The organism is Thioclava sp. JM3, assembly GCF_002213185.1.
GTDB classification, from domain to species: domain Bacteria; phylum Pseudomonadota; class Alphaproteobacteria; order Rhodobacterales; family Rhodobacteraceae; genus Thioclava; species Thioclava nitratireducens.
In genome coordinates this window covers 52,126-78,285 of the sequence record NZ_NBOB01000010.1, presented here as the reverse complement: position 1 = coordinate 78,285, position 26,160 = coordinate 52,126, and the positions used below count along the sequence as shown (strand labels likewise).

The 26,160-nt window shown below is 61.3% G+C and carries 26 protein-coding genes; 14 read left to right on the top strand and 12 right to left on the bottom strand.

The features are described from left to right. Nucleotides 1-18: 18 nt before the first annotated feature. From B6V73_RS17180 to B6V73_RS17170, 3 genes are read right to left on the bottom strand one after another with little or no spacing between them, the layout of a single operon-like run. Nucleotides 19-1,095 (bottom strand): beta family protein, encoded by a 1,077-nt coding sequence (locus B6V73_RS17180; protein ID WP_088725906.1) that lies wholly within the window; start codon nt 1,093-1,095, stop codon nt 19-21. Between the two features lie 10 nt (nt 1,096-1,105). Further along, nucleotides 1,106-1,618, bottom strand: coding sequence for an ImmA/IrrE family metallo-endopeptidase (locus B6V73_RS17175; protein ID WP_088725905.1), 513 nt, complete (start codon nt 1,616-1,618; stop codon nt 1,106-1,108). A gap of 11 nt (nt 1,619-1,629) precedes the next feature. Next, complete coding sequence (locus B6V73_RS17170; protein ID WP_088725904.1) at nt 1,630-2,031, bottom strand: hypothetical protein; 402 nt, start codon at nt 2,029-2,031, stop codon at nt 1,630-1,632. 347 nt (nt 2,032-2,378) lie between these two features. Here B6V73_RS17170 and B6V73_RS17165 point away from each other — a divergent pair, with 347 nt between their 5' ends. The 6 genes from B6V73_RS17165 (at nt 2,379) to B6V73_RS17140 (ending at nt 8,357) form a co-directional block, all read left to right on the top strand. Next, nucleotides 2,379-3,059 carry a recombinase family protein gene (locus tag B6V73_RS17165; RefSeq protein ID WP_088725903.1) on the top strand — a complete coding sequence of 227 codons (681 nt, stop codon included), beginning with the start codon at nt 2,379-2,381 and terminating at the stop codon, nt 3,057-3,059. Nucleotides 3,060-4,022: 963 nt separating this feature from the next. Beyond that, entirely contained in the window at nt 4,023-4,244 is a 222-nt protein-coding gene (locus B6V73_RS17160) for a hypothetical protein (RefSeq protein ID WP_088725902.1), read from the top strand. 10 nt (nt 4,245-4,254) lie between these two features. Then, nucleotides 4,255-6,108, top strand: coding sequence for a hypothetical protein (locus B6V73_RS17155; RefSeq protein ID WP_088725901.1), 1,854 nt, complete (start codon nt 4,255-4,257; stop codon nt 6,106-6,108). A 131-nt stretch (nt 6,109-6,239) separates the two neighbouring features. Next, nucleotides 6,240-6,905, top strand: coding sequence for a hypothetical protein (locus tag B6V73_RS17150; protein WP_088725900.1), 666 nt, complete (start codon nt 6,240-6,242; stop codon nt 6,903-6,905). Nucleotides 6,906-7,052: 147 nt separating this feature from the next. Further along, a complete protein-coding gene (locus B6V73_RS17145; RefSeq protein WP_088725899.1) occupies nt 7,053-7,370 on the top strand; it encodes a hypothetical protein in 318 nt (105 codons plus the stop codon). Nucleotides 7,371-7,703: 333 nt separating this feature from the next. Further along, nucleotides 7,704-8,357 carry a peroxiredoxin gene (locus B6V73_RS17140; RefSeq protein ID WP_088723429.1) on the top strand — a complete coding sequence of 218 codons (654 nt, stop codon included), beginning with the start codon at nt 7,704-7,706 and terminating at the stop codon, nt 8,355-8,357. 137 nt (nt 8,358-8,494) lie between these two features. Here the strand turns inward: B6V73_RS17140 and pnp are convergent, their stop codons facing one another. After that, the gene (pnp, locus tag B6V73_RS17135) at nt 8,495-10,639 is read right to left on the bottom strand and encodes a polyribonucleotide nucleotidyltransferase (protein WP_075776830.1); all 2,145 of its coding nucleotides are present in this window, start codon (nt 10,637-10,639) and stop codon (nt 8,495-8,497) included. A gap of 125 nt (nt 10,640-10,764) precedes the next feature. On the opposite strand from pnp, the gene B6V73_RS17130 reads away from it, so the two are divergent. Then, nucleotides 10,765-11,586 carry an NYN domain-containing protein gene (locus B6V73_RS17130; RefSeq protein WP_240504169.1) on the top strand — a complete coding sequence of 274 codons (822 nt, stop codon included), beginning with the start codon at nt 10,765-10,767 and terminating at the stop codon, nt 11,584-11,586. A gap of 114 nt (nt 11,587-11,700) precedes the next feature. Then, nucleotides 11,701-12,933: a sodium:proton antiporter gene (locus B6V73_RS17125; RefSeq protein ID WP_088720523.1), complete on the top strand. Its 1,233-nt coding sequence runs from the start codon at nt 11,701-11,703 to the stop codon at nt 12,931-12,933. A 52-nt stretch (nt 12,934-12,985) separates the two neighbouring features. Here the strand turns inward: B6V73_RS17125 and putP are convergent, their stop codons facing one another. The 7 genes from putP to rbfA form a co-directional block, all read right to left on the bottom strand. Then, a complete protein-coding gene (putP, locus tag B6V73_RS17120; protein ID WP_075776827.1) occupies nt 12,986-14,431 on the bottom strand; it encodes a sodium/proline symporter PutP in 1,446 nt (481 codons plus the stop codon). Between the two features lie 253 nt (nt 14,432-14,684). Continuing rightward, nucleotides 14,685-14,954, bottom strand: coding sequence for a 30S ribosomal protein S15 (rpsO, locus tag B6V73_RS17115; RefSeq protein ID WP_075776826.1), 270 nt, complete (start codon nt 14,952-14,954; stop codon nt 14,685-14,687). Nucleotides 14,955-15,074: 120 nt separating this feature from the next. Further along, nucleotides 15,075-16,106, bottom strand: a complete 1,032-nt coding sequence (locus tag B6V73_RS17110; RefSeq protein WP_143597933.1) for a calcium-binding protein — start codon at nt 16,104-16,106, stop codon at nt 15,075-15,077. An 87-nt stretch (nt 16,107-16,193) separates the two neighbouring features. Continuing rightward, entirely contained in the window at nt 16,194-16,724 is a 531-nt protein-coding gene (locus B6V73_RS17105) for a DUF1643 domain-containing protein (protein WP_088720525.1), read from the bottom strand. A gap of 78 nt (nt 16,725-16,802) precedes the next feature. Continuing rightward, entirely contained in the window at nt 16,803-17,705 is a 903-nt protein-coding gene (gene truB / locus B6V73_RS17100) for a tRNA pseudouridine(55) synthase TruB (RefSeq protein WP_088725896.1), read from the bottom strand. A gap of 52 nt (nt 17,706-17,757) precedes the next feature. Continuing rightward, nucleotides 17,758-18,507 (bottom strand): phosphodiester glycosidase family protein, encoded by a 750-nt coding sequence (locus tag B6V73_RS17095; protein ID WP_088725948.1) that lies wholly within the window; start codon nt 18,505-18,507, stop codon nt 17,758-17,760. Further along, complete coding sequence (gene rbfA / locus B6V73_RS17090) at nt 18,488-18,919, bottom strand: 30S ribosome-binding factor RbfA (RefSeq protein ID WP_088725947.1); 432 nt, start codon at nt 18,917-18,919, stop codon at nt 18,488-18,490. Before rbfA ends, B6V73_RS17095 begins: the two co-directional genes overlap by 20 nt. 97 nt (nt 18,920-19,016) lie before the next feature. On the opposite strand from rbfA, the gene dapB reads away from it, so the two are divergent. After that, nucleotides 19,017-19,826, top strand: a complete 810-nt coding sequence (gene dapB / locus B6V73_RS17085; protein ID WP_088725895.1) for a 4-hydroxy-tetrahydrodipicolinate reductase — start codon at nt 19,017-19,019, stop codon at nt 19,824-19,826. Nucleotides 19,827-19,923: 97 nt separating this feature from the next. On the opposite strand, the gene B6V73_RS17080 is transcribed toward dapB, so the two are convergent. After that, nucleotides 19,924-20,109, bottom strand: a complete 186-nt coding sequence (locus B6V73_RS17080) for a DUF1674 domain-containing protein (RefSeq protein WP_075776821.1) — start codon at nt 20,107-20,109, stop codon at nt 19,924-19,926. A gap of 80 nt (nt 20,110-20,189) precedes the next feature. On the opposite strand from B6V73_RS17080, the gene B6V73_RS17075 reads away from it, so the two are divergent. The 5 genes from B6V73_RS17075 to B6V73_RS17055 all read left to right on the top strand — a co-directional run bounded on the left by B6V73_RS17075 (nt 20,190) and on the right by B6V73_RS17055 (nt 26,107). Then, nucleotides 20,190-21,461 (top strand): transcription antitermination factor NusB, encoded by a 1,272-nt coding sequence (locus B6V73_RS17075; RefSeq protein ID WP_088725894.1) that lies wholly within the window; start codon nt 20,190-20,192, stop codon nt 21,459-21,461. A gap of 86 nt (nt 21,462-21,547) precedes the next feature. Continuing rightward, entirely contained in the window at nt 21,548-23,269 is a 1,722-nt protein-coding gene (locus B6V73_RS17070; RefSeq protein ID WP_240504168.1) for a heparinase II/III family protein, read from the top strand. A gap of 64 nt (nt 23,270-23,333) precedes the next feature. Further along, nucleotides 23,334-24,920 (top strand): bifunctional phosphoribosylaminoimidazolecarboxamide formyltransferase/IMP cyclohydrolase, encoded by a 1,587-nt coding sequence (purH, locus tag B6V73_RS17065; protein ID WP_088723421.1) that lies wholly within the window; start codon nt 23,334-23,336, stop codon nt 24,918-24,920. A gap of 84 nt (nt 24,921-25,004) precedes the next feature. After that, nucleotides 25,005-25,484 carry a signal peptidase II gene (lspA, locus tag B6V73_RS17060; protein WP_088725892.1) on the top strand — a complete coding sequence of 160 codons (480 nt, stop codon included), beginning with the start codon at nt 25,005-25,007 and terminating at the stop codon, nt 25,482-25,484. Between the two features lie 71 nt (nt 25,485-25,555). After that, nucleotides 25,556-26,107: a DUF3035 domain-containing protein gene (locus tag B6V73_RS17055; RefSeq protein WP_075776816.1), complete on the top strand. Its 552-nt coding sequence runs from the start codon at nt 25,556-25,558 to the stop codon at nt 26,105-26,107. The last annotated feature ends 53 nt before the right edge of the window (nt 26,108-26,160 follow it).

Genomic DNA, 26,160 nt, shown 5'->3' with positions numbered 1-26,160 from the left:
AGTCAGAAAGAAAGCTAGTTAGTCTACCCAATCCTCATCAAGATTCATTCCGCTTATGTCATCAGCCCCGTAGAACGCTTGGCGGTGAAGATGAATATTCACGCGTGCCGCAACGTTCTTCTGGGGGGTATCAATCCCGATTTCTTCGTTAATCGTAGTCTGGTAGATCATTTCTTCACCCCAAACGTTTAGCGTCCCATCCCAGACTTGGCTGTTCTCGATCAGCTCTCTTGCGGCATCTTCGAAGTCCCAATTTTCGTCTTTGTTCCGGGCTATGTACCAAGCGCCATCTGTCGGGTAGTCGATCCGGTCCAGAGGGCGGCTGGCGAAACCAGCGTCCTCACGCGGGCGAGTGCTCCCCCAGTCACCGTAGATGATCCTCGTCCGGTTGGACCTACGCGAGATCTGGTCGACTAGCTGACGATTGGTGAACGGGACCGGCGTCACCCCGTTAAATGATGAGAACATCTTGGGCATGGAAGTGCATGACAATACAACCGGCACCGATGCATCAATTTCTTGAAGGCTTCCCGAAATCACACCATCGAACCAGACTGAAAGCATCAGCGGATCGCGGGTCCATCCCCCTTCGAGGATGATTGCAAAGTCCGCCACGCCCCCTGCGGCAAACGCCGAAACGATCTCTTGAATATTGCTAGGGAACCTATCGCGCACGATCCTCATACAATACGGGCGGCCCAGCTCCTGAATCGCCTCGATCTGTCGGCGCAGGTCCTCCTCGCTCTGCCCTCTAGTCTGGACACACGGCCAAACGTGTTCGTGCCGCCCCACGAACTCAACCCAGTTCTCAAAGGCATTGTCAGGCTCCATCAGCCTCGCCAGTTCCTGCTGCGGGCCGCTTTCAAGGTTCGTGAACTGATAGTCCCTGTCTATGTCAAGAAAGTAATCCCGGTTGGGATAGGCCCTCTCCACCCTATCAATGGCCCTATCAAGGGTTAAGGAGTTGGCCCAAGGGGCGAGTAGGATACAGGGGGTCATCCTGTCCTTTGTCGCCCCCGGCAAGAACTCCAGTCCGTTCATCTCACTGGCACGGATAGCCAAAGTTGGCACGTAGCTCTTGCTTTCTAAGACCATGATAATTCACTCACGCTTCGGCAAAGGTCGACAGTCTAATCTCCATAGCAGCTTTCGACACTTGGAACCGCGCTGCAAGACTCTCAATCGTCGCCTCTGTAACGACTCCACCGAATTCTTCTTGAAGCACTTTCTCCACAAGCGGCATCGGCATAACGATGTCCGCCGCAAGACGGTTTGCCTCAAACTCGATCCGCTCGGGCTCGCCTGACCGATACAAGACATTGTCCCTGATCCCATCCGGCGAACTGTCAATGACCGATCTGTGCAGAAAGTAGTGAGCCAACTCGTGCGCAATGGTGAAACGTTGCCGCTCACGCGCCTCATGCCGATTTACGCGGATTGTATAGTTTCCACCCTCACGCATGATCTGACCAGAAACTCCAGTGTTCATACTTGACACCTTAATCGAGACGCCCAGCTCTTTAGCAAGTTGACCTAGCTTGACTGGGTACTCTGCAAGGTAATGGTCAAGGATATCCTTCTCAGCTCCATCGAGCTTTTTGTACTCGCGCGAAGTCATGTTTCTCCCTCCTAGCGGTTACCCTTATCATCGGGGTCGAAGTCTTCTTCTAGTTCGCCTCTCGGTCCCTGCCCGAAGGCAATCTCGTCGATACGAGCCTTGATTGCTTCATCCGACAGCTTTTCATTGACTAGGTCATTAACTCGCTTGCTTGCGATTTTCTGAGCCTCATCTTTGATTCCACCGAAGGTGAAGAAAGCCACAACCCCAATACCAATTGCGACCGCCGCCAAGACGGCGGTTACTGCGGTCATCATCACGGAAATGAACCCGAGATAGGTAGGCATCGAGATTGCAGGTTCCTGCATCGTGCCGGGTACGCCGTCAACCACGTCCAGCACGCCAAGTGACAGCAAAAGGTAGCATAGGACCACACCACCAATGGCGCAGGCAATGTAACCGACTACCTTCATTTTACTGCTTTGACCTGTTCAGTCATCTGCCTTCAAATCCATATTGTTCTTCTTTCGTTCCTGTCAAGCGGAACATCATCAACTGTGACACTTCGCTAGCGATTTGACTAGAGTCTGAAGGCCCCCGGAAGCGACCCCCGACGAGCACAAAGGCAACCTCTTGCATAACGTTACACCAGAACCACGCCGCCTAGCCGCGAATGAATGATCACAGGATGCCCTTAGAACCGATCTGAGACCATATTTTTCAGGACTAAAATACTGAAACGACTAGAGAATCACGGATAAAGGGTGATACAAACCTGTGTAACCACCCCTTCTCAGGTTTGTATTCCAAGAGACACGCTATGAAGATCGTTACCTACTGCCGCGTATCCACTCATAGGCAGGGAAGAAGTGGGCTAGGTTTGGAGGCACAGCGCTCCGCCGTCACGGCTTACGCCGCCGCTAACGCGGCCCAGATCGTCGGAGCGTTCACCGAAGTTGAATCCGGGCGAAACAACCTTCGCCCGGAGCTGGAGAAGGCCCTTAGATTGGCTCGCGTCACGGGGGCGAAGCTGGTAATCGCTAAGCTTGATCGGCTCAGCCGCAACGCCGCTTTCCTCCTTAACTTACAGGACTCCGGGGTCGATTTCGTGGCCTGTGACATGCTCGACGCGTCTCCCTTCACCATTGGCATCATGGCAGTTCTCGCGCAGCAAGAGTCCAAGATGATCGGAGACAGAACGCGGGTGGCCATGCAGGCGGCAAAGGAACGTGGTCAGACCTTTGGCAATCCCAACGGCGCGGCCGCACTGAGACGCGCAGGCAAGGGAAATAGTGCCACCTGTGAAGTCCAACGCAAGGCCGCACTGACGCGCGCCCTCGACCTCGCAGACACTCTGGAAGATATCGAACGCCATGGCTTCACAACCTTGCAGGCGCAAGCAAACGAGCTGAATAGGCGAGGAATCAAGACGGCACGTGGGAAGAGCTGGCACCCCTCGAGTGTCGCCAATATCCGGGCACGACTGGCGAAGTCGCTGTAACAAGCCGCTGCCATCACCGCTCTCTGACTTTTGATGTCCGCGTCAGCGAGTCTGCAGCCTTCGCTCCGCACCCTTCCGCCCCTTCCAAGGCCTATAAAAAGGCGCAGGGGACCCGTCAGGGGGTAGGGGGGATACGCCCTCAGAGGCCCCAGTCGCTGCTACCGAGCAGGTTGCAAACCTCCAGTTCACAGCATGCAACTGACGCGGATCTACCGGCTCCCAAGCGCCACATTCCACCATCCAAGATGCATATTGGCTCGCAAAAGCCGCCGGGGGCCCATCCAAGAACGAACTCCCCCTTTCGGAAGCGCCTAAGACACGAATTTTCGGATAAAAATTCCGATCTAAGGGCTCGACACTGCAATTCTGCGGATCGAATGCCGTTGCGTTTCCCAGAACCGGCGGGGTTCATTTCGAGGTAGCTCCATGAAACCGCATGGAAATCAGCGTTCGCTCGATTGCTGTAGACGGTGCCAGTCGCGTGTAGCGTCCCTACAAACCTCCTGCCTTCCAGTCCCAGCAACACAACACTACATCGCCCGCTACTATCAGAGAAGCTCTCAGGAGGACTCTGGCAACCTAGAGGGCGATGCGGGACGGAGACGCCTTACTCGGCTACCTCCTAGTATCCTCGTAGACACCCTTGCCGCCAGAATATGAGGCGCCACCCATTCCAAACGAGGTTTGGACGATTCGTACTCGCGAGAGACTGACGGCCTCAAACGGCGCGGAGACGATGAAACGACCGCACACCGACACTCACCGAGAACAGTCCATCCGCCACTCCACTCGACCGCTCCAGAAAGCGCGTAATTATGATTTATTTGTTAAATTACAAACACTTACTAGAACGACAATGAGGTAAATTTCGTAATATTTTCTTGAATTTCTCGAGATTGTTGCAACTAACTTGACGATTTGCCTAACTTTTCGGATCATAGGTAGCAGAAAAAGAGGAAGATAATGACTGAAAAAAGAGAGAAATTCGTGAGATTAGCGGAGGGCAGAACACGCACGGCTCTCGACGCTATTCGGAAGATTGGCAATCTCTCAAACAAGAGAGCCTACGAATATGACGACCAAGACGTGAAGAAAATCATCAAGGCCCTGCGAGAGGCAACAAGCGATCTGGAGCGCAAATTCAACTCCTCCTCGTCAGGTGACACTGAAAATTTCAAGCTTTGAGGAATTAGAGATGAGTGCCGAGCCGCTGAAAATTTACGACGATCGCTTTCTGATAAACCGCCTCATCGAGCAGGCTCCGACAAACACGTTGGTCAGAGAGTTCTTCAAGAACGCAGAAGAGAATGCAGCGCTCGCACCCGAGGGCCATCGACTAGTGAAGGTATACCCGACGGTAATTGAGGGGGTGAGGAAGCTCACATTCTGGAACACCGGCCCGGGTATGGACGCAAACGACCTCAAGCGGGCCACTGATCTCTCCTCGTCCATCGGTAAAGAGATGGCACTGGACGCCAATTTCGGCATCGGTGCGAAGGTGTCCGGCCTTACCGTGAACCGCGCTGGAATTCGATATCGCTCGTGCAAGGACGGCGTAGTCCACGAAGTCACTATCGGCTACGATGAGGACGAGAAGACTTATGTTCGCTACCCCGTCCAATTCGACGATGGAAGTGAAGACACCGTCATTGACGTCACCGACGCCGCCCGCCGTGATGGTCAAGCGACCGACTTCGACTGGACTGAAGTGGTGCTTTACGGCGAAGATGAAACTCATGACACGGTCGCCGAACCCATCGGCAAAGGTCACAGCGTCGAAAGAAGCTACGTCACCTCGCAGATCTTTCGTCGCTTTGCTGCATTTCGCCCCGGCGTACAGGTCACCATTGACGTCTCGATGACTAAGGGAGGCGGCAAAGACGAAACGGGCCGCTTCAGAGCCGTGAAAACTCTCTCAGAAGTCCTGCCTGAGCTCCCTAATGCGGAAGTCGTGCCTGATGAAGAGACCGGCGTAAAAATCCATTACGTACACGACCCTAAACACCCGAGCTACAGCCACTCACTAAGCTCGCTCAAGAATCCCGCAACGCAGTCCACGACATTCTGCGCTCTCGTCCATAAGGATGAGCGCTATGATCTGAAGACAAAGAAACGCTGGTCAGCCGCCGCGCCGAACTTTGGAATACCCTTCGGCTCAACCGTCCTGACCGTCGAGATCATTTTGCCCGACGCAATGGCACTTCCGAACCAGTATCGTGACGGTCTCACGTCTCCCGCTGACCGTTCAGCGCTCACCGCTGAGCACTTCGCCTCCACTGTACGCGAACTTATGCCCGACTGGGTTAAAGAGGTGATCAGGGACGCCCATCCGCCAACGGATGACAACTTGGACGACCTCCAACAAGACCTGCAAAAACTTCTGGATGAATTCAAAGTCCCCACCATCGCTTTCGCGCCCTCTAAGTCCCTGCCCGACAGGGTCGAGGATGTCGACGATGGGAACGAAGAGAGTGAACATGCCGACGCCGAAAGCGTAGATGACGACGAGGGCGGTATTCTTCAGGCGATCAAGCATCAAGCAAGACGCGCCACTCCTAAAAATGTCCGCAAAGCACCTGAGGGCGCGAAACTATCTAAAGCGGCCAAAGCGCTTGAACGCGTACCTACAATCGAAATCCTCACCTCCCCCGAGGAGATTGAGGCAAAAGGCATCAAAGGGCGCGCAGGAAAGTTTTACAAGGATGCTCAGACGCTCTTCGTGAATGGTAAGTACTCGGCGGTCGACCGTATGGCCGCAGAACTCGAGGTTTCTTTCGCAGGACAAGGGGAGCCGGAGGAAGTCCGCTCGCTAGTCTTGAAAGCGGCACAACGCTTTACTGCGTTCAGAGTAGGGAAGGCGACGTGCTACGCGATTAGCAAACGCCTCGCTGACGATTGGTCCATGGACGATCTCGATAGAGCTACGTCGCCGGAGTCACTCTCTCTAGCTGCCGATGATTACAGGCAGAGCATCAACTCGGCTCGTAAATGGCTGCGCATTGAACTCAAAGCTGGCTCAGTAGAACAGATGGAAGACGAGCAAGCCTAATTTAGCACTATCACGTATAAGCTAAATTCGAAATCAGAGAGGCAATGTCAGACCACCGACATAGCTATTGAACCCGCGACCGGCTAAGGCTTCATGCTTGCGGGAGAAACCGCATAAGCTAGAGTTCTCGCATGACTAACCTAGCCAAGAAGTTCGTGGAAGAAGCTGCGCCCGAGTACTGGTATAGTTACGCACAAGAACTGGCTGAAACCGCTAACGCGATCTACGAGCAGTCGAAGCGACAATGGATCGCGTACATAGATAGGCGTGGAGACAGCACGACCTCGACGACGAGCCGACCTCTGGTCTCTCGCCCAGTTCTCCTGCTCTACGGTTTGTCATTCGAAAATCTGATCAAGGGCATTCTGATCTCCGAGCATCCAGAACTATTGGAAGGCGGGAAGCTACATAAGAAGCTGCTCGGCCATGACTTGGTGGCGCTGGCACGTCGCATGGAGACAATTCCGGTGAACGGAGAGGACGAGACCCTTCTCGCCCTCTTGTCCGATGTTGTTCCGTACCACGGACGCTACCCCGTCCCAAGAAGGGCCGACGATCTCAAACCAGAGCGTTACATAACCGAAGAGGTTTATACTTCCTGCACGCTCCTCTTCCAGCGACTAGAAATGCACCTGTATCGCCTGAATATCGATGGAATGCCTGCCCCGGAAGGCGTCCATTTCCCCTGTCTGCGCTTGCTGCACCTTGACGATGAAGCTGATTTCGTAACTGAGGAGCACAGACGGACCACGGCAGACTATATCAAAGGCACTGAGGTCGACAAATATACCAAGTGATCCGGCACCGCCTGACGGCGGTATACAGATTGGCTAGGCCCCGAAAATCTCCTCGGCTCCTGTGACAAACCCTGGCCTAGACGCGTATATATCTAGGTCGGGTGCAAAAACTTGCTCGGCACCATTTCAAAAAAATAAGAGGTTACCATGAGCGATTATGATCGCATCGAAGACGCACGTCTTCAAAAGGCGCTGGCCACGCATCTAGGCCACATCATCGGCGCAGACCTGATTTCGGATCAAGTGGCACTCGGCATCGCAAAGAAGGTGCGTGCCGAAAGAGTTCACGGCCTCAGCCCAAAACAAGAATGGGTATTCCAAACGAAGGTCCTAGAGCCCTTCTGTCAGCCAAAGTGCTGGCGGTGCGGCGCACCTATCGACCTCGAAGAGGGATGGGATTTCGAATCTGGAGAGGTCAACGAGCTTTGCAGTAGCTGCCGCAGCGACTGGGAAGGCATGCAGTGACTTGCTCAGGGCGGCGTCAGCCGCCCTACTAACACTCAAGCCTTCACACAAACCATCACACAGGCGCTGTCGGGATCGCCCGCGAAAGTCAATATTTACAATCACTTAAAAGGACCATGACGGAGAAGACACACAAATTCCGCTTCTCGATCATTTCAGCCTCCCGCACACAGATATTGCGCAAGAGCGTTTCACCACTCTCGGCCCTGCGCAAGGCCTGACGATAGGTCGCAGACCCCAAGTTTGAAAAGATTCTAAACTGGCTGGAATGGACCCCGGCGAGGACTTATATCCCGCAAAGACGTAATTTTACGCAAACACAGGAGGTTTTTCATGGGCCTGCGTATCAACGACACCGCTCCCGATTTCACCGCCGACTCAACCGCTGGCGAGATCAAATTCCACGACTGGATCGGCGACGGTTACGCCATCCTGTTCTCGCACCCGAAAGACTTCACCCCGGTTTGCACCACCGAATTCGGCGCTGTGGCGCAGCTCGCCCCCGAATTCGAGAAGCGCAACACCAAGGTCATGGGCGTCTCGGTCGACAGCGTCGAAGAGCACGTGAAGTGGAAATCGGATATCGAGCAAGTCGCCGGCGCGCCCGCGAATTTCCCGATCATCGACGACACCTCGCTGGCCGTGTCGAAAGCCTATGACATGCTGCCTGCCGACGCCTACCTGCCCGACGGCCGCACCCCGGCGGACTCGGCGACCGTGCGCACCGTCTTCATCATCGGACCCGACAAGAAGGTCCGTCTGACCATGTCCTACCCGATGTCGGTCGGCCGCAACTTCGCCGAGATCATCCGCGCCCTCGATGCCGTTCAGGCCACCGATGGCAAACCCTTCGCGACCCCCGCGAACTGGGTCCCGGGCCAGGACGTGATCGTCGCCCTCTCAGTGTCGACCGAGGAAGCGAAAGAGAAATTCGGCGAAGTCGACGTCAAGCTGCCTTATCTGCGCACTGTGAAAGCGCAGGGCTGAGAGCAGTCTCGTCCGATTGCGGAAAAGCCCCGGCAACGCCCGGGGCTTTTTCATTTCCGCCCGACCCCGAAGGACCAAAAGCAAAAGGCCCCGGATCGCTCCGGGGCCTTCTTTAATCGTCTAGCGGATCAAACCGATCAGTCGGCTTTCTCTTCACGCTTTTCCGGCGCGATCTCTTCGCCGGTTTCCTGATCGACCATCTTCATGCCAAGGCGTACCTTGCCGCGATCGTCGAAGCCCAGAAGTTTCACCTTCACTTCCTGACCTTCCTTGAGCAGATCGCTCGGGTGGTTCAGGCGCTTGTTGGCGATCTGGGAGACGTGGACGAGACCGTCACGCTTGCCGAAGAAGTTCACGAAGGCGCCGAAATCGACGAGCTTCACGACCTTGCCGGTGTAGATCTGGCCTTCTTCGGGCTCAGCCACGATAGCGTGGATCATGTCATGCGCTTTCTTGATGGCCTCGGCATTGGCCGAAGCGATCTTGATCACGCCGTCGTCGTTGATGTCGACCTTGGCACCCGAGACTTCCACGATCTCGCGGATGACCTTGCCGCCCGAACCGATCACTTCGCGGATCTTGTCGGTGGGAACGGTCATCGTCTCGATGCGCGGAGCATGGGCGGAGAATTCCGAACGGCCCGCGGAGAGCGCCTTGTTCATTTCGCCAAGGATGTGCATGCGGCCAGCGCGTGCCTGCTCCAGAGCTTTCTCCATGATCTCGGCGGTGATGCCGGCGACCTTGATGTCCATCTGCAGCGAGGTGATGCCTTCCTCGGTACCCGCGACCTTGAAGTCCATGTCGCCGAGGTGATCCTCGTCGCCAAGGATGTCGGTCAGAACGGCCCAGGAGCCATCCTCTTCCAGCACCAGACCCATCGCGACACCCGCCACGGCCGACTTCAGCGGAACGCCCGCGTCCATCATTGCCAGCGAGCCACCGCAGACCGACGCCATCGAGGACGAGCCGTTCGACTCGGTGATCTCGGAGACGAGGCGGATCGTGTAGGGGAAGTCGGTCGCAGCCGGGAGAACCGCCTGAAGCGCGCGCCATGCGAGCTTGCCGTGACCGATCTCACGACGGCCGGGCGAACCGACGCGGCCCACTTCGCCGACCGAGTAGGGCGGGAAGTTGTAGTGCAGCAGGAAGTTCGAGCGCGAATTGCCGTGCAGCGCGTCGATGATCTGCTCGTCGTCGCCGGTGCCCAGCGTGGTCACGACCAGCGCCTGCGTCTCGCCGCGGGTGAACAGCGCCGAGCCGTGGGTCCGCGGCAGCAGACCGGTTTCCGCCACGATCGGGCGAACCTCGTCCAGCGCACGGCCGTCGATGCGGCGACCGTTCTTCACGACGTCACCACGCAGAACAGCCGATTCCAGCTTCTTCATCGCGGTGCCGAGGGTCGGATCTTCGAGCTGCTCTTCGGTGAGCTGCGACTTGATCTCTTCCTTGGCGGCGTTGACGGCGGCCACGCGCTCCTGCTTGTCGGAGATCGCATATGCAGCACGCATCTTCTCTTCGCCCAGAGCTTTGACGGTCTCGAGCATCGCCGAGTAGTCGGGCGCCTGGAAGTCGAAGGGCTCTTTCGCGGCGGCTTCAGCGAGGTCGATGATCAGGTCGATCACCGGCTGCATCGCGTCATGGCCGAACTTGACCGCGCCCAGCATCTCCGCTTCGGACAGCTCGTAAGCTTCCGATTCCACCATCATCACGGCGTCCTTGGTGCCCGCGACGACGAGGTCCAGACGCTGCTCGGGGTTCTCCCGCAGCTTCTGCATGTCGTCGACTTCGGGGTTCAGGATGTATTCGCCATCGGCGAAACCGACGCGCGCAGCGGCGATCGGGCCCATGAACGGAACGCCCGAGATCGTCAGCGCGGCCGACGCGGCGATCATCGCGACGATGTCGGGCTCGTTGACGAGGTCGTGCGAGAGAACGGTGCACATCACGAGCACTTCGTTCTTGAAGCCTTCCGCGAAGAGCGGACGGCACGGACGGTCGATCAGGCGCGCGGTGAGCGTCTCTTTTTCGGACGGACGGGCCTCGCGCTTGAAGAAGCCGCCCGGCACTTTACCGGCGGCATAGTATTTCTCTTGGTAGTGAACCGTAAGCGGGAAGAAATCCTGACCCGGCTTCGGTTCCTTGGCGAAGGTCACGTTGGCCATGACGGAGGTTTCGCCCAGCGTGGCGATAACCGAGCCGTCAGCCTGACGTGCGACCTTGCCGGTCTCCAGCGTGAGCTCTTCTTCGCCCCACTGGATCGATTTTTTAACGGTGTTGAACATTCAGCGTATCCTTCTGGGAGCTCTCACAGGCGTATCCCGTGTCTCCCGATTTGCATGGCGGCCCCATTGCCGCCGCCCCCTTATCCTCTTGCACGCGCCCGGGGGCTCGAGGCGTCACGTCTCAGATGGGCCTGCCAATACAGGAAATGAAGGGGTTTGGGAAGCAAAGAGTCCTTGGCGAAGGAAACGGCCCGCGCCCAATTCTGGCCAGATTGGCGCGCCATCCTCAGCCCGTAGTTATTGAGATTGAACATTGTGAGACCATGAGCAAACCCACGGCCCTTTTCATCGACGGCGAGAACATCTCCGCCTGCCACGCGCCGAAGATCCTATCCTTCGCACCCGGCGCGTTCATCCGGCGCGCCTATGGCGATATCGTGCAGATCAAGAACTGGGGAGACGTGCCGTCGATCCGGCTCATACATTCGGGCACCGGCAAGAACGCGTCCGACCTGCTGCTTGCCCTCGACGCGCTGGAGATCGCTTTCGAAGGTTTGGCCGAACGGGTCGTGATCGCAAGTTCTGATGGAGACTTCACGCATCTCGCGACCCGCCTTCGCGAGAAGGGTTTTGAAGTCATCGGCATCGGCGAAAAGAAGGCGCCCGCGGGGTTTCGGAAAAGCTGCTCCGTGTTTCACGAAATCGGCCTACCGAAGAGCAAGCCGAAGGAGGTGGCCCCGCCCGAAAGCAAACCCGGCCAACTCGACCAAAAGATCCGGCAGGTCATCGCGCAGAACAGCAAGGAAGGCCGGGGAATGAAGATCAAGGACCTCGCGTGCGAGATGAAGAAGTCTCACGATGTCCTGATAAGTGAAACGCCGGAAAAGCGCTGGCGCCCCTATCTTGCCGGGCGTCCGCATCTTTACGACCTCGACCCCAAGGGCCCGGAGGCGTTCGTCCGCTACCGCGCGAAGGGCTTCGCACAGCTTGTCATCGCCGCCCAATAGAGTCCCCGCCCCGCGATCTCGGGATCAATGCGGCGCCCCTCTGCAGGGCATGCGCCGCTTGCCCTGAGGTGCTCCGGGCTACCTTAAACGGACAATCACGCCGAGAGCCGCCCCATGACCGTTCTGCAATTCGCCGCCGCCCTCATCGTGCTCGCTGGGTTGTTCGGCGTCATCAATCACTTCGTTTTGCGCCTGCCGCCGACGATCGGGATTCTGATCGTCGCTCTGATGACCTCGATCGGACTGATGATCGTCGATCGCATTTTCGGGCTGAACCTCGCGCAGCAGGTACAAGATTACGTCAAGAGCATCGACTTCTCGAAAGCGCTGCTCGACGGGATGCTGGGGCTGATGCTCTTCGCGGGGGCGCTGCATGTGAAGCTGTCGGACCTGCGGGCGGTCTGGCCGACGGTTCTGGTGATGGCGACGATCGGCGTCGTGCTGTCGACCCTCGTGGTGGGCTTCGGTTTTCACTGGCTGACCGGCGCGCCGATCATGGTCGCGCTGACCTTCGGGGCACTGATTTCGCCGACTGATCCCGTCGCCGTGCTGGGCGTACTGCGCTCGGCCAATCTGCGCCGCACGCTCGAGACCGTGATCTCGGGCGAGAGCCTGTTCAACGACGGCGTCGGCTACACGGTCTTCCTGATCCTCTCGGGCCTCGCCTTCACCAGCGGCCACTCCGAAGCCTCAAGCCTGTCCGGGGCGGGCACCCTGTTCTTCCGCGAAGCGGTGGGCGGCGCGGCGCTCGGCCTCGCGATGGGCTGGGGGCTGTTTCGCGTGATGCGCCTCATCGACGACCCCTCGTTGGAAGTACTGTTGACGCTTGGCCTCGCGTTCGGTGGCTATGAGCTGGCGCTGTTCCTGCATGTCTCCGGCCCGATCGCCGCGGTCTGCGCCGGGCTTCTGATCGGAGATGTCGGGGCGCGGTTCGGCATGTCCGAGGAGACCCGCAAGTACGTCGACGCTTTCTGGATGCTGGTGGACGAGATACTCAACGCCGTGCTTTTCCTGTTGATTGGGGTGGAGATTTTCGCGATCCGGTTCGACGCGGATATCCTGACGACGTCGGTCGCCTCGATCGGCCTAGCGCTGGTCGGCCGGCTGGTCGCGGTGGTGGTGCCGATCCTCGCGCTGCGCCCGTTCCGCAACTTCGGCCCCGGCGTGACCCGCGTGATGACATGGGGCGGGCTGAAAGGCGGCATCTCGGTCGCCCTCGCGCTGTCCCTGCCGGACTCGCAGTGGACGGATGAAATCCTCTCGGCCACCTACGTGATCGTCGTCTTCTCGATCGTGGTGCAGGGGCTGAGTGTCGGCTGGCTCGCGAGACGCGCCGCGAAGGAGTAACGCAAAAGGCCCGCCACATTGGACGGGCCTTTCACATCTCAAGTCGCGAGAATCATTCGATCGGGCGGAACTCGCCCCGATCTTCGCTTGCGAGGCTCACCACGATGATGGCGATGAAGGCCGCGATGAAGCCCGGGATGATCTCGTAGAGGAACGAACCCCAGCCCAGCGAAATCCAGACGATCACGGTCAGTGCGCCGACGACGAGGCCAGCCACGCCGCCGAGACCCGTCATCCGTTTCCAGGTCAGCGACAGGATGATCAGCGGACCGAAGGCGGCACCGAACCCGGCCCAGGCATTCGAGACGAGGCCAAGCACTTTGCTGTCCGGGTTCGAGGCGATGATGATCGCCGCGATCCCCACGGCCAGCACCGCGAGACGACCGACATTCACCAAGGCACGGTCCGAGGCTTCCTTGTTGAAGACGATCTTGTAGAAGTCTTCGGTCAGCGACGAGGACGACACCAGAAGCTGGCTCGACACGGTCGACATGATCGCCGCCAGAAGCGCGGCATAGAGGAAGCCCGTCACCAGCGGATGGAAGAGCAGGTTCGACAGGATGATGAAGATCGTCTCCGGATCCTGCACGTCGAGCCCGTTACGCTGCGCATAGGCGCGGCCGAAGATCCCGACCGAGATCGCGCCGATCAGCGAGATCGCCATCCAGCCCATGCCGATATTCCGCGCTTTCGGCACATCGGCGACCGAGCGCACGGCCATGAAGCGCACGATGATGTGCGGCTGGCCGAAATAGCCCAGCCCCCAGGCGACGGCCGAGAGCCAGCCCGCGAAGGTCAGCCCGTTCGTCATCGACAGGAAGTTCGGGTCGATATCGCTCAGTCGGCTCGCAGCCGCGTCCACGCCGTCGCCCTGACCGGTCGTGAGGATCACGATCGGCATGATGACGAGCGCGAGCATCATGATGCAGCCCTGCACGAAGTCGGTGAGCGACACGGCGAGGAAGCCGCCGATCACCGTGTAGACCAGAACGACACCCAGCGTGAGGATGACCCCGGTCATGTAGCTGCCACCGAAGGCGCTGGCAAAAAGCTTGCCGCCGCCGACGAGACCCGACGCGGTGTAGACCGCGAAGAAGACCACGATGATCACCGCCGAAACCATCCGCAGCAATGTCGCGTGGCTCGGGAAGCGATTGGCGAGGAAGCCCGGGATGGTCAGCGCGTTGTCATAACGCTCGGTCTGCTCGCGCAGGCGCGGCGCCACGACGATCCAGTTCACGAACGCACCGACGAAAAGGCCGATCCCGATCCAGCTTTGCGTCAGGCCCGACACGAAGAGCGCGCCCGGCAGACCCAGAAGCAGCCAGCCCGACATGTCCGATGCGCCTGCCGAGAGAGCTGCAACCGCGGGGGGCAGGTTGCGCCCGCCCAGCATGTATTCCTCGGAACTCGACGTGGACTTGCGCCACGCGTAGACCCCAATGGCCAGCATCAGCACGAAATACAGTGCCAAGCTGATCCAGACTCCGATCTGCATTTTGTATCCTCCCTGTTACCGCATCTGCAAACTAGGGCAGATGCGCGCGTTTTCCCGTTTGGAGCGGACGATACAGGAGGACAAGAAGTCGAACCGACCAAAGTTTTTTCATTGGAAGGCCATTCGCCCAAAAATCTCGCCAATCATGGGAACAGAGCCCAATCATGTCATTTCAGGCAATTCACACGGAATTACGCAAATGAAAACGCCCGCGCGGTAGGCGCGGGCGTTTCGAATTCCAATCCTAGGCGGATTAGCGACGCAGGCCGAGGCGCTCGATCAGCGACTGGTAACGTGCGACGTCTTTCGCCTTCAGGTAGTCGAGCAGCTTGCGGCGCTGCGCGACGAGCATCAGAAGACCACGACGCGAGTGGTTGTCTTTCTTGTGCTCTTTGAAGTGCTCGGTCAGGTTCGCGATGCGCTTGGTCAGGACTGCGACCTGGACTTCGGGGGAACCGGTGTCACCTTCTTTGGTGCCGTATTCCTTGATAAGCGCGTTCTTGTCTTCAACAGTGATCGACATCGGGATCTCCTTACATTGAGGGTTCGGGCGCAAGCCGGGATGTCGTCCAGCAAGGTCCATAGACTGCCCCTTTCGGAACAGATGCGCGCGTATAGACGCGAATCGGCCTGTTGAAAAGCCTTATTTCAAAGCGCCTACCGCCTGTTGCGCCGCGAATTGCTCGGGCGTGAAGAGTGCGATGTCCTGCGCGCTCAACTCCGGCGCGTCGAGCACTTCGGCCAGCCGTATCCCATCGAGCAGGATCCACGCCGCACCGGAATGAACCTCCGAGGGCTCCACACTGATCTGCGGCAAGGCCGCGCCCTGCGGATCGTAGATCACGGCCAGCCGATCCTCGCCCGCCGTGTAATCGGCGATCGTTGCGGGCGTCGCCGGGTCGATCCAGTCGCTCAGCGCAAAGCTGTCGGGATCTTCGCCACCATGCAGCCAATCGCCGGAGCCGCCAAGGAGCGTATCCTCCCCTGCCCCGCCATTGAGGGTATCGGCATCGGCCGCCCCCAGATCGCGCGTCTGCGGCGTGACGCCGCGCAGCAGATCGTTTCCCGCATTGCCATTCAACTCGTCGCGCCCGGCATCCCCGGTCAGCGTGTCTGCGCCATCCGCTCCGACCAACGTATCGCCCCCAGTGCCGCCCGCAAGTGTATCGTCTCCCACGCCACCGATCAGCGTGTCGCCCCCCGCCTCACCAGAGAGCCGATCCGCCCCTGACCCACCGGAGAGGAAATCCGGATCCGCGCCACCTGCGAGCACATCCGCGCCGTCGCCGCCGATCAGCGTGTCCGCCCCCGCCTCTCCGCGCAGCGTATCGTTGCCGGCCGCCCCGAGAAGCTCGTCATCACCGCTGCCGCCAAGCAGGCTGTCATCGCCACCATATCCATCGATCTGGTCATCGCCCGCCGCCCCCGCGATCGCATCGTCGGACGCATCACCCCAGGTCATGTAATCCTCCGGGCCGGGCGCTGGGGGATCGACCGGTACCGGCGAAGCCTCTCCGGCACTGACCAAGGTAAGAAAGTTGCCCTCACTCTCCATGGACGTGCCATCCGGATCACCCTGCGGCGGCTCATCCTCCTCATTGTCGGAGGAAACCACCATGAGACCCGCCGTGGCACCCGCCATCAGCAGACCCAGAAATCCCGACAGAAACAACATTTCGAGCACCCCCGTGAAGATGCGCGGACGTTACGGTCGCGGAGAAGAATTCCCTAGGACTTAAGCGTTAAATGCTTAACGATACGCTCACCCTTCCGGGGCGAACCACAGCTCGGGCTGATGCTCGTACGCGATGTAGAGCGGATGCTTCGGCGCGCCCGCCTTGGTCAGCCCGAGATGGTGCAGCGCCCGGCCACTGGCGCGCAGCAAGTCCTCTACTGCGGCGCCCCGTTGAAGATGCGCCCCATGCGCGCCCCAGGCACAGATGATCCGGTCTTCGGGACCGCTCGCCCAATCGAGGCTCTCGCGGATCGACGCATCATTCTCCGGACCGACCGGATCTTCCTGCGCCCGCATCACCTTCGGATCGGTTGCGCGATAGGCGAAGATATTGGTCACACGGAACGCCCCGAAACCCAGCGCCCGCGCGCGGCGCTCGCAGCGCTCCACCGTGGGATCGTTCTGCACTTCGGTCGCGGTCGAGGGGTTGAGCATGATGAAAAGCGCCCGGGGTTTGCTGTCGTCCCAGACCCGCGTCAGCAGGTAGCGGTAGTTCTCGCAATCCGAATAGACCGCGATGGAGGGGGCGTCGCCTTTAATATGCTCGCGGGTGATCATCTCTCGTCCTGACCGTTGCGTGTGTGGCAGAGGGCGGAGGCCTCCGGCGGGGATATTTGGACCAAGGGGAAGGGCGCGTCAAAGATTGAAGACGCGGCTCGGATGGACCTCGCCGGATTTGTAGATGCCGACGGCAAGCGGTTTGCCCTCATGGCTCACCCAGACTTCCTCGCCCCATTCGGCGTCACCCGGCAGAACCATGCCCGGATTGCCGTTCTTCAGCCGCACCGCGCCCTCGGGCGTGGCTTTCAGCTGCACCAGTTCGTCAAGACCAAGCTCCACAGGCAGCAGTTTCGCATCGAGTTCGGGCGTCTTTGCCAGTTCGTCTATCTCCGCCAGCGTGATCCCGTCGCTCGCCTCGAAAGGCCCCGACCATTCGCGGCGCAGCCAGAGGACGTGGCCGAGACAGCCCAGCTTCTGCCCCAGATCGCGCGCGATGGAGCGTACATAGCCGCCCTTGCCGCAAACCAGTTCCAGCTCGACCGTATCGGCATCGGGCCGGCCCAGCATCACGAGGCTTTCGACATAGAGAGGCCGCGCGGCCAGTTCCATTTCCTCGCCCGCCCGGGCTAGGGCATAGGCGCGCTCGCCATCAACCTTCACCGCGGAGAATTGCGGCGGCACCTGTTCGATATCACCTTCGAAAGCGGTCAGCGCGGCGGCGATCTCTTCATCGGTGGGGCGCAGATCGGAGGTCTCGATCACCTCGCCCTCGGCATCGTCGGTCTTGGTCGCAGCCCCCAGCCGCACCTGAAACCGATAGCACTTCAGCGCATCGGTGATGAAAGGCACCGTCTTCGTCGCCTCGCCCAGCGCCACCGCCAGAACCCCGGTCGCCGCCGGGTCGAGCGTGCCCGCGTGGCCCGCCTTCTTGGCGCCCAGCGCCCAGCGCACCTTGTTCACCACCGAGGTGGAGGTGATGTCCGCGGGCTTGTCCACGATCAACCAGCCGGAAATGTCGCGACCCTTCTTGCGTGCCATGAGGCCTCCGTAGTCAACAGGGGCCGCCTGCTAGCCCAAGCGGCGCAAGCCGTCAATCGCCAGCAGCGGGGTCCGCGGGCGCGATCAGCGCCACGATCGGCCCCATCGGCAGGCCCATATCCTCGCGCCCCTGGCCGGGAATGGTCAGCCGAGATATCTTTCCGTCGAGATAGAGCGCGTTGGGCACCTGCATCTCGTCACGGAAGAAACGACCGAATTCGTGAAAGCTCACCGGCGCATCGGAGATCGCGAAATAGGCGGTCTTGCCATCGGCCGAGACACCCACCCCGTTGCGGATGTTCTTCGAGGTGCCGTCGGCGAGGAATTTCGGATGCAGCGCGCCGTCGATCACGAGCATCGGCCCCGATTGCGTCGCATAGGTGCAGTCCTTCGGGTCAGCGGCGAAGGCGCGCGATTCCGTCACCGAGAATGTCTCGCCGATGCAGAAGACACCATTTGGCAGCAGGCCGAAATTGCCCGGCCCTTCGGAGGTGACGATCGAATGCAGTTCCTTGCCGTTCTCGATGAACAGGCCCACCGGCTTGCGATCGGGATGGTACATCCCCGCATTCATCGCGAAGATAACGCGGTCGCCTTTGGGGACGACTTCGGAAAGCCGCTCGGGCGTTCCGATCAGATTGCCATCGGGATCGTCGAGGAACAGCTTCAGGTCCTGCCCGAGCTGCGCTTCGCAGACCGTGTAGGTCACGCCGTCGAAGCTGCGATCCGCGCAAGGAGCGTCGGCCAGCGCAGGCGTGGCCAGCAGCATCAGCGCGGCAGCATTAGTTGAGATCGTCTTCATCGTCTTCGTCATCGTCCCGCGCAGCGATATCGCGCTGCACCGTCTCGTCCGAAAACATACGGCGCGTCTCGTCCAGCCGGTCATAAGTCTCGTCCAGCCGGAAGCGCAGATCGGGGCTGTATTTCGCGGTCATTTCTTTGCCCAGCAGACGCCGCAGCTCGCCCTTGTTGCGCGCGAGCACCGCGATCAGCTCTTTGCCGCCTTCCCCGCCCAAGGGCGTGACATAGGCGGTCGCGACCTTCAGGTCTGGAGAGCAGCGCACTTCGCCCACCGTCACCGAGAAGCGGCTGAGATCGGGATCATGCACGTCGCCGCGCATGAGGAGGTCCGACAGCGTGCGTCGGATCAACTCGCCCATGCGAAGCTGACGTTGCGAGGGGCCATCGCCCGAGGAGAAACGGTTCTTTGCCATGGCGCTCACATAGGGCGTCTGCGGGTTTTGCGCAACGGGGGCTTTGCCAACCACGCCTGCGCAAGCTAGATAGCGCGAAACCGTGAAGGAGAAAGACATGAGCGACCTACCGGGCATCGTGATCACCGGGGCGTCGGGCCGGATGGGCCAGATGCTGATCCGCACCGTGAGCGAGAGCGACAAGGCGCGCCTTGTGGGCGCCGTCGAACGCACGGGCCACGACTGGGTCGGACAGGATCTGGGCGAGGCGATGGGCGGCGCACCGAACGGCGTGATCGTGACCGACGATCCGCTGGAGGCGTTTTCCGGGGCGCAGGCCGTGATAGACTTCACCGCGCCTGCCGCCACCCGCGAATTCGCGAAGATCGCGGCGCAGGCACGCCTGACCCATGTGATCGGCACGACCGGCATGGACGAGGACGACATCGCGGCGCTCAAGCCATGCGCGCGCCATGCCGTGATCGTGCGGGCGGGGAACATGAGCCTCGGGGTGAACCTGCTTACGCAGCTGACGAAAAAAGTCGCACAGGCGCTCGATGCCGACTGGGATATCGAGGTGATCGAAGCCCATCACAACAAGAAGGTCGATGCACCCTCTGGCACCGCGCTGATGCTGGGCGAGGCGGCGGCGGAAGGCCGTGGCGTCTCGCTCGAAGACAATCGCGAGTCGGGCCGCGACGGTATCATCGGCGCACGCAAGCATGGCGCGATCGGCTTCTCGGCCATTCGAGGCGGCGATATCGTGGGCGAGCATGACGTGCTGTTTGCCGGCATGGGCGAGCGGATCATCCTGCGCCATGTCGCGACCGATCGGGCCATCTTCGCGCGCGGCGCGCTCAAGGCCGCGCTCTGGGGTCAGGACAAGCGCCCCGGCGAATACGACATGCTCGACGTGCTGGGGCTCTGAGTCACAGCAGTTTCGGATTGGCTCAAATATCCTGGGGGTGAGGCGCAACGCGCCGAGGGGGCGACGCCCCCTGCCCCGGCATCAAAGGGCGCCGCGATCAGAAGTCGATCGCGAGGCCCTTCTTCTCCCAATCGCCGTAGCGCACGGGCTCGGGACCGTCGCGACCGCCAAGCTCGGTCGGGAGTTCCGCCGCCTGCGCGTTCTTGCGGCGCTCCTCGGCTTCGGCGAGCGCGCGCAGGGCTGCGGGCGGCAAGTCGCGCTTATCTTCGGGCTGATCGGACATGGCGCGTCCTTTCTTGTCTGTGGATCGGGGCATGATATAGGCCTGCGCTTAAGCCGCAACAAGCCAGGAAGCCGCAGCCCATGTCCAGACCCGACCCCGCGCGCCGCGCAGCCCTTGGCCTGATCGTGGGCGTTCTCGAGGATCGCGAAAGCCTCTCCGAGCAAATCGGCGCGGAAGCGCTCGACGGGCTGGAGCCTGCGCAACGCGCTCGCGCCCAGCGCCTCGCGACGACGACGCTGCGCCATCTGGGCCGCGCCGACCGGATTCTCAAACCTCATCTGCGCCGTCGCACGCCGACGGACGTGATGGCGATCCTGCGGCTGGCCACGGTCGAGCTGCTGGAGGAAAAGCAAGCCCCGCATGGCGTCGTCGATGCCGCCGTGACGCTGGTGAAATCGGCCGGACCGAAGTTGCAGAGCTTCTCGGGACTGGTGAATGCCGTGCTGCGCAAGGTCTCCGAGGAGGGTGAGAAATGGGCCACGACGCCTGCGCCCGAAATGCCGGGCTGGCTGCGCGGGCGCGTGATGTCGTCCTTCGGCAAGAAGGCCGCTCAGGCGATGGAAGTCGCGCATCTGGCCGGTGCGCCGCTCGACCTGAGCGTGAAGGACGATGCCGCAGGATGGGCCGAGACACTGGGGGCGACGCTTCTGCCCACGGGCTCGCTGCGGCTGACCGATCCGGGCAAAGTGTCCGAGCTAGCCGGTTTCGAAGACGGCGCGTGGTGGGTACAGGATGCCGCCGCCGCGCTGCCCGCGAAACTTTTGGCCCCTGAGGCGGGCGCACGGGTGCTCGACCTTTGCGCAGCCCCCGGCGGCAAGACGCTGCAACTCGCCGCGATGGGGACCGATGTGACCGCCCTCGACATTTCCGAGGCGCGGCTGGAGCGGCTCGCGGAGAACCTCGACCGGACGCAGATGGAGGCCGAGATCGTCGCCGCCGACGCGCTCGAATGGGAGCCGGATGCGCTCTTCGACGCGATCCTGCTCGATGCGCCCTGCTCGGCCACCGGCACGATCCGCCGCCATTCCGATCTGCCCTTCATCAAGGACGGCGCCTCGATCAAGCCGCTCTTCGCGCTTCAGGAACAACTCCTCGACCGCGCGCTGCAATGGCTCAAACCCGGCGGCATGCTGGTCTATGCGACCTGCTCGCTTCTGCCCGAAGAGGGTGAGGCGCAGATCAAGGCGGCGCTCACCCGGCATCCGGACCTCACCGTGATCCGCCCCGATCTGCCCGGCATCGATCCCGCGTGGATCACCGAGGAAGGCGGGCTGCGCCTGCGGCCCGATTTCTGGCCTGATCTCGGGGGGATGGACGGATTCTACATGGCGCGACTGCAACGCTCTGCGTGAACTGGCACCGCAGGCGGTGACAGCGCGCCTGCCTCCCAGTAACGTGACCGCATTCCCCGACAGAAGGGCATGCAAGCGGCGACGGAATGGGCAAGGACAGAACCCGATCATCGGCAAAATTCGGCATGGCGCTGAACCGGCTCGCTGCTGCGCGCGCGGGCCGTGCGCAAACCGTGACCGGCTTCGTCAGCCAGCCGGAACCGCGCACGATCGGCTCTTATGCCAAGGGGCGGCAACTCGTTCAGGGCAATTTCCTGTTCGCCGGCTTCCTGATCGAAGGCCCGGGGGTCAACATCTGGGATCTGCCGATGCCTGACCCCGCGTTCGAGGATGCGCTTCACGGTTGCGGTTGGCTGGACGATCTCGCCGCGCTGGGCACCCGCGAGGCCCGGATCCGCGCGCAGGATTGGGTCTTCGGCTGGATCGACCGCTTCGGCGACGGCAAAGGGCCGGGCTGGACGCCTGATCTGACCGGGCGCCGCCTGATCCGCTGGATCAACCACGCGGTCCTGCTTCTGAACGGGCGCGAGCGCGTGGATGCCGACCGCTTCTTCCACGCCTTGGGCAAGCAGACGATCTTCCTTTCGAAGCGCTGGTCCGGCGCGGTGCAGGGGCTGCCCCGGTTCGAGGCGCTGACCGGTCTCGTCTATGCGGGACTTGCGCTGACCGGGATGGAGCGGCACGCCGCCCCCGCGCTCGAGGCGCTGTCGCGCGATTGCGCGCAGGAAATCGACGCGGAGGGCGGGATCGCCAGCCGGAACCCCGAGGAACTGCTCGAGATCCTGACGCTTCTCAACTGGGCAGCCGAGGCATTGGAAACGGCGGGGCGCACGCCGCCGGGTCCGCTCCTCGATGCGATCGCTCGGATTGCGCCCACCCTACGCGCACTGCGCCACTCCGATGGGGCGCTGGCGCGGTTTCACGGCGGCGGACGCGGCCCCGAAGGGCGGCTCGACGCAGCGCTCTCGGCGACCGGCATCCGCAGCGTGCGGCGCGAACCGATCGCGATGGGCTATGTGCGAATGCAGGGGGGGCGCGGCTCTCTCATCATCGACGCGGCGCGACCTCCGCAGGGCGAGGCCTCGGCCAATGCCCATGCGTCGACGCTGGCTTTCGAGCTGACCTCCGGTCGTCGCCCGCTGATCGTCAATTGCGGCTCGGGCGCGCAGTTCGGCGCGGATTGGCACCGGGCGGGCCGGGCCACCGCCAGCCATTCGACCCTCTCGATCCGCGGCTATTCCTCGTCGCGCCTCGGCCCCGAGCGCCTCTTCGGACGGGCACCGCGCGCCTTTCTCGACAAGACGCCGAAAAACGTCTGGTTCAAGCCCGACGATCTGTCTGAGACCGGGATGATCTTCGGCCATGACGGCTATGCCGAGACCCACGGCATGTCGCATATCCGCGAATTGGACCTCTCCGTCGACGGGCGCGAATTGCGCGGCCGCGACACCCTAGGGGCGATGACTCCCGACGATATCGAGCGCTTCGACCAGATCTTCGAGCGCGAGGGGCTGCGCGGCATCCCCTTCGATATCCGCTTTCACCTGCATCCCGATTGCGACGCGGCACTCGATCTGGGTGGCACCGCCGTTTCGGTCGCGCTGCGCACCGGGGAAATCTGGATTTTCCGCCATGACGGGGTCGCCGATCTGGCATTGGAACCCTCGGTTTACCTGGAAAAAGGGCGCATTCGCCCGCGTCCTGCACAACAGATCGTGCTTTCCAGCAAGGTTCTGGACCGGGCCTGCCAGATTGGCTGGACCTTTTCGCAAGCACGCGATAACCCCTCGGCCATCGACGCGCCCTGACCTTGGGGCAAATCCCCCAAGGATGGCCGGGCGCCCCTGACCTGAGCCTTGCGAGGAGCTGCCCGTGACCCGCCCGATCCCCCTGACCCGTGCGCTGATTTCCGTTTCCGACAAGACCGGACTGGTCGACTTCGCCCAAGCGCTTGCTGCGCGCGGTGTGGAACTGCTATCCACCGGCGGCACCGCCAAAACCCTGCGCGAAGCTGGCCTCAGCGTGCGCGACGTGGCCGATCTGACGGGCTTCCCGGAGATGATGGACGGTCGCGTTAAGACGCTCCACCCGAAGGTGCATGGCGGCCTGCTGGCGCTGCGCGACAACGAAGAACACCTCGCCGCGATGGAAGCGCACCAGATCGAGGCGATCGACCTGCTGGTGGTGAACCTCTACCCGTTCGAGGAAACCGTGGCGAAGGGCGCCGATTACGACACCTGCATCGAGAACATTGATATCGGCGGCCCGGCGATGATCCGGGCTGCGGCGAAGAACCACGCGTTTGTCTCGACCGTCGTGGATGTCGAAGATTACGCCGCCGTGCTGGAAGAGCTCGACGCGAATGATGGCGCGACCTCCTACCCGTTCCGCCAGCGCCTCGCCCAGATCGCCTATGCGCGCACCGCGGCCTATGATGCCGCCGTCTCGACCTGGATGGCTGGCGCCATCGGCGAGCAGACCCCGCGCCGCCGCGCTTTCGCGGGTACGCTCGCCCAAACGCTGCGCTATGGCGAAAACCCGCACCAGTCGGCGGCCTTCTACCTCGACGGTACGAACCGCCCCGGCGTCGCGACCGCGAAGCAGCTGCAGGGCAAGGAACTGAGCTACAACAACATCAACGACACCGATGCCGCCTACGAGCTGGTCTCGGAATTCGGTACCGAGAAGCCCGCCGTCGCGATCATCAAGCATGCCAATCCCTGCGGCGTGGCGACAGGCGAAACCGTGATCGAGGCCTATAAGCGCGCCTTCGACTGCGATCGCACCTCGGCCTTCGGCGGCATCATCGCGCTGAACCAGACGCTCGACGCGGCGACCGCCGAAGAGATCACCAAGATTTTCTCCGAAGTCATCATTGCGCCCTCGGTGGACGAGGCGGCGAAAGAGGTTATCGCGAAGAAGAAGAATGTGCGCCTTCTCGAAACCGGTGGCCTGCCCGACATCACCGCACCGATCACGACCTATCGTCAGGTCGCGGGCGGTTTCCTCGTACAGGACAAGGACAACGGCGTGATCTCGCTGGACGATCTGAAAGTCGTGACCGAGCGCCAGCCCTCCGAGCAGGAGCTGAAAGACCTTCTGTTCGCGTGGAAAGTCGCGAAACACGTCAAGTCGAACGCGATCATCTACGTCAAGGACGGCGCGACCGTCGGCGTGGGCGCGGGCCAGATGAGCCGCGTCGACTCGACCCGGATCGCGGCGCGCAAAGCGGAAGACATGATGGAAGCCGCTGGTCTGAGCGAGACTCCCACCAAGGGGTCTGTCGTGGCCTCGGACGCCTTCTTCCCCTTCGCCGACGGCCTGATCACCGCGGCTGAGGCAGGCGCCACCGCGATCATCCAGCCCGGCGGCTCGATGCGCGATCAGGAAGTGATCGACGCGGCGAACGAGCGTGGTCTCGCGATGGTCTTCACCGGAATGCGCCATTTCCGCCACTGATCCGCCCGTATCTTCGCGTAGCCCGGTGGATGCCGGGCTGCACCTTCTGGCATGAAGACGTGACGAGAAACAAACGAGGGCCAGATGCGGCTAGCAGCGAAAGTGACAGCGGGCGTCCTGCTCCTCGACCAGGTGTCGAAATATATCGTGGTGCAGGGGATGCATCTCGACCAGCGCGGCGCGATCGACGTGGTGCCGCCCTACCTCAACTTTCGCATGGCATGGAATCGCGGCGTCAATTTCGGCCTGTTCTCCGGCGAAACCGACTGGATGCGCTGGGTGCTGATTGTCGTCGCGCTGGTGATTTCGCTCTGGGTCTGGGTCTGGATCGCGCGTGAGCCGCATTCGCGCCGGGTGAATATCTCGGCCGGGCTGCTGGTCGGTGGCGCGCTCGGAAACGTCGTCGACCGGCTCGTTTACGGCGCGGTGGCGGATTTTCTCAACATGTCGCTACCGGGTTGGGAGAACCCCTATTCTTTCAACGTGGCAGATGTGGCAATTTTCCTTGGCGCTGTCGGTCTGGTGCTGTTCACCGGCAAGGACCATCGCGCCAACGAAGGCTAGCCTGTTTTTCGCAGGTGACGACGCTCCAATGTTGCGTTAAGACAGGGGCGGAACTGGCAAGGGAGTGGTTCATGCAGGCGAAGATCGGCACGCTCGGACTCGCGTTTACAGCGGTACTGACGCTGGCTGCCTGCGGCAATTCCCGCGACCCCAGCCTGATGAATCTGCGGTCTTCGCACCAAGGCCCGGACGAATTCGGCGTAATTCCGACGAAGCCGTTGGAGATGCCGGAGAACCTGGATGCCCTGCCGCCGCCCACGCCGGGCGGCGCGAACATCACCGATCCCACGCCCGAAGCTGATGCCGTCGCCGCTCTTGGCGGCAATCCGCGCCGCCTCGATCGGAACGGCCAGGTGCCGACGTCGGATCGGGCGCTCGTCTCCGCGGCTTCGCGTTACGGCAGCCAGGCGGGCATCCGCCAGACCCTCGCCGCCGAAGATTACCAGTGGCGCAAGGATCACGACGGTCGCCTGCTCGAACGTCTGTTCCAGGTTTCGGTCTACTACAAAGCCTACAAGCCGATGGAGCTCGACCAGTCGGCAGAGCTCGAGCGCTGGCGCCGTCTCGGCGTCGTCACCCCGGGCGCCCCGCCCTCGGGTGAAGCGCAGCAAGCGGTCAAGTAATCCGAAAGATCATCACGAGAACGTCACCAGCGTTTGCACGCGAAGCGAGAGTG

What these genes read in the sequence shown, in the direction of transcription:
- B6V73_RS17125 (WP_088720523.1), top strand. Translation starts at nt 11,701, where the DNA reads ATGACCGTTCTGCAATTCGCCGCCGCCCTCATCGTGCTCGCTGGGTTG.
- B6V73_RS17110 (WP_143597933.1), bottom strand. Translation starts at nt 16,106, where the DNA reads ATGTTGTTTCTGTCGGGATTTCTGGGTCTGCTGATGGCGGGTGCCACG.
- B6V73_RS17180 (WP_088725906.1), bottom strand. Translation starts at nt 1,095, where the DNA reads ATGGTCTTAGAAAGCAAGAGCTACGTGCCAACTTTGGCTATCCGTGCC.
- B6V73_RS17170 (WP_088725904.1), bottom strand. Translation starts at nt 2,031, where the DNA reads ATGAAGGTAGTCGGTTACATTGCCTGCGCCATTGGTGGTGTGGTCCTA.
- B6V73_RS17155 (WP_088725901.1), top strand. Translation starts at nt 4,255, where the DNA reads ATGAGTGCCGAGCCGCTGAAAATTTACGACGATCGCTTTCTGATAAAC.
- B6V73_RS17105 (WP_088720525.1), bottom strand. Translation starts at nt 16,724, where the DNA reads ATGATCACCCGCGAGCATATTAAAGGCGACGCCCCCTCCATCGCGGTC.
- pnp (WP_075776830.1), bottom strand. Translation starts at nt 10,639, where the DNA reads ATGTTCAACACCGTTAAAAAATCGATCCAGTGGGGCGAAGAAGAGCTC.
- rbfA (WP_088725947.1), bottom strand. Translation starts at nt 18,919, where the DNA reads ATGGCAAAGAACCGTTTCTCCTCGGGCGATGGCCCCTCGCAACGTCAG.
- B6V73_RS17140 (WP_088723429.1), top strand. Translation starts at nt 7,704, where the DNA reads ATGGGCCTGCGTATCAACGACACCGCTCCCGATTTCACCGCCGACTCA.
- putP (WP_075776827.1), bottom strand. Translation starts at nt 14,431, where the DNA reads ATGCAGATCGGAGTCTGGATCAGCTTGGCACTGTATTTCGTGCTGATG.
- B6V73_RS17175 (WP_088725905.1), bottom strand. Translation starts at nt 1,618, where the DNA reads ATGACTTCGCGCGAGTACAAAAAGCTCGATGGAGCTGAGAAGGATATC.
- B6V73_RS17080 (WP_075776821.1), bottom strand. Translation starts at nt 20,109, where the DNA reads ATGTCCGATCAGCCCGAAGATAAGCGCGACTTGCCGCCCGCAGCCCTG.
- B6V73_RS17095 (WP_088725948.1), bottom strand. Translation starts at nt 18,507, where the DNA reads ATGAAGACGATCTCAACTAATGCTGCCGCGCTGATGCTGCTGGCCACG.
- B6V73_RS17165 (WP_088725903.1), top strand. Translation starts at nt 2,379, where the DNA reads ATGAAGATCGTTACCTACTGCCGCGTATCCACTCATAGGCAGGGAAGA.
- B6V73_RS17055 (WP_075776816.1), top strand. Translation starts at nt 25,556, where the DNA reads ATGCAGGCGAAGATCGGCACGCTCGGACTCGCGTTTACAGCGGTACTG.
- B6V73_RS17075 (WP_088725894.1), top strand. Translation starts at nt 20,190, where the DNA reads ATGTCCAGACCCGACCCCGCGCGCCGCGCAGCCCTTGGCCTGATCGTG.
- B6V73_RS17145 (WP_088725899.1), top strand. Translation starts at nt 7,053, where the DNA reads ATGAGCGATTATGATCGCATCGAAGACGCACGTCTTCAAAAGGCGCTG.
- B6V73_RS17150 (WP_088725900.1), top strand. Translation starts at nt 6,240, where the DNA reads ATGACTAACCTAGCCAAGAAGTTCGTGGAAGAAGCTGCGCCCGAGTAC.
- B6V73_RS17160 (WP_088725902.1), top strand. Translation starts at nt 4,023, where the DNA reads ATGACTGAAAAAAGAGAGAAATTCGTGAGATTAGCGGAGGGCAGAACA.
- B6V73_RS17070 (WP_240504168.1), top strand. Translation starts at nt 21,548, where the DNA reads ATGGGCAAGGACAGAACCCGATCATCGGCAAAATTCGGCATGGCGCTG.
- B6V73_RS17130 (WP_240504169.1), top strand. Translation starts at nt 10,765, where the DNA reads ATGGGCCTGCCAATACAGGAAATGAAGGGGTTTGGGAAGCAAAGAGTC.
- dapB (WP_088725895.1), top strand. Translation starts at nt 19,017, where the DNA reads ATGAGCGACCTACCGGGCATCGTGATCACCGGGGCGTCGGGCCGGATG.
- lspA (WP_088725892.1), top strand. Translation starts at nt 25,005, where the DNA reads ATGCGGCTAGCAGCGAAAGTGACAGCGGGCGTCCTGCTCCTCGACCAG.
- rpsO (WP_075776826.1), bottom strand. Translation starts at nt 14,954, where the DNA reads ATGTCGATCACTGTTGAAGACAAGAACGCGCTTATCAAGGAATACGGC.
- truB (WP_088725896.1), bottom strand. Translation starts at nt 17,705, where the DNA reads ATGGCACGCAAGAAGGGTCGCGACATTTCCGGCTGGTTGATCGTGGAC.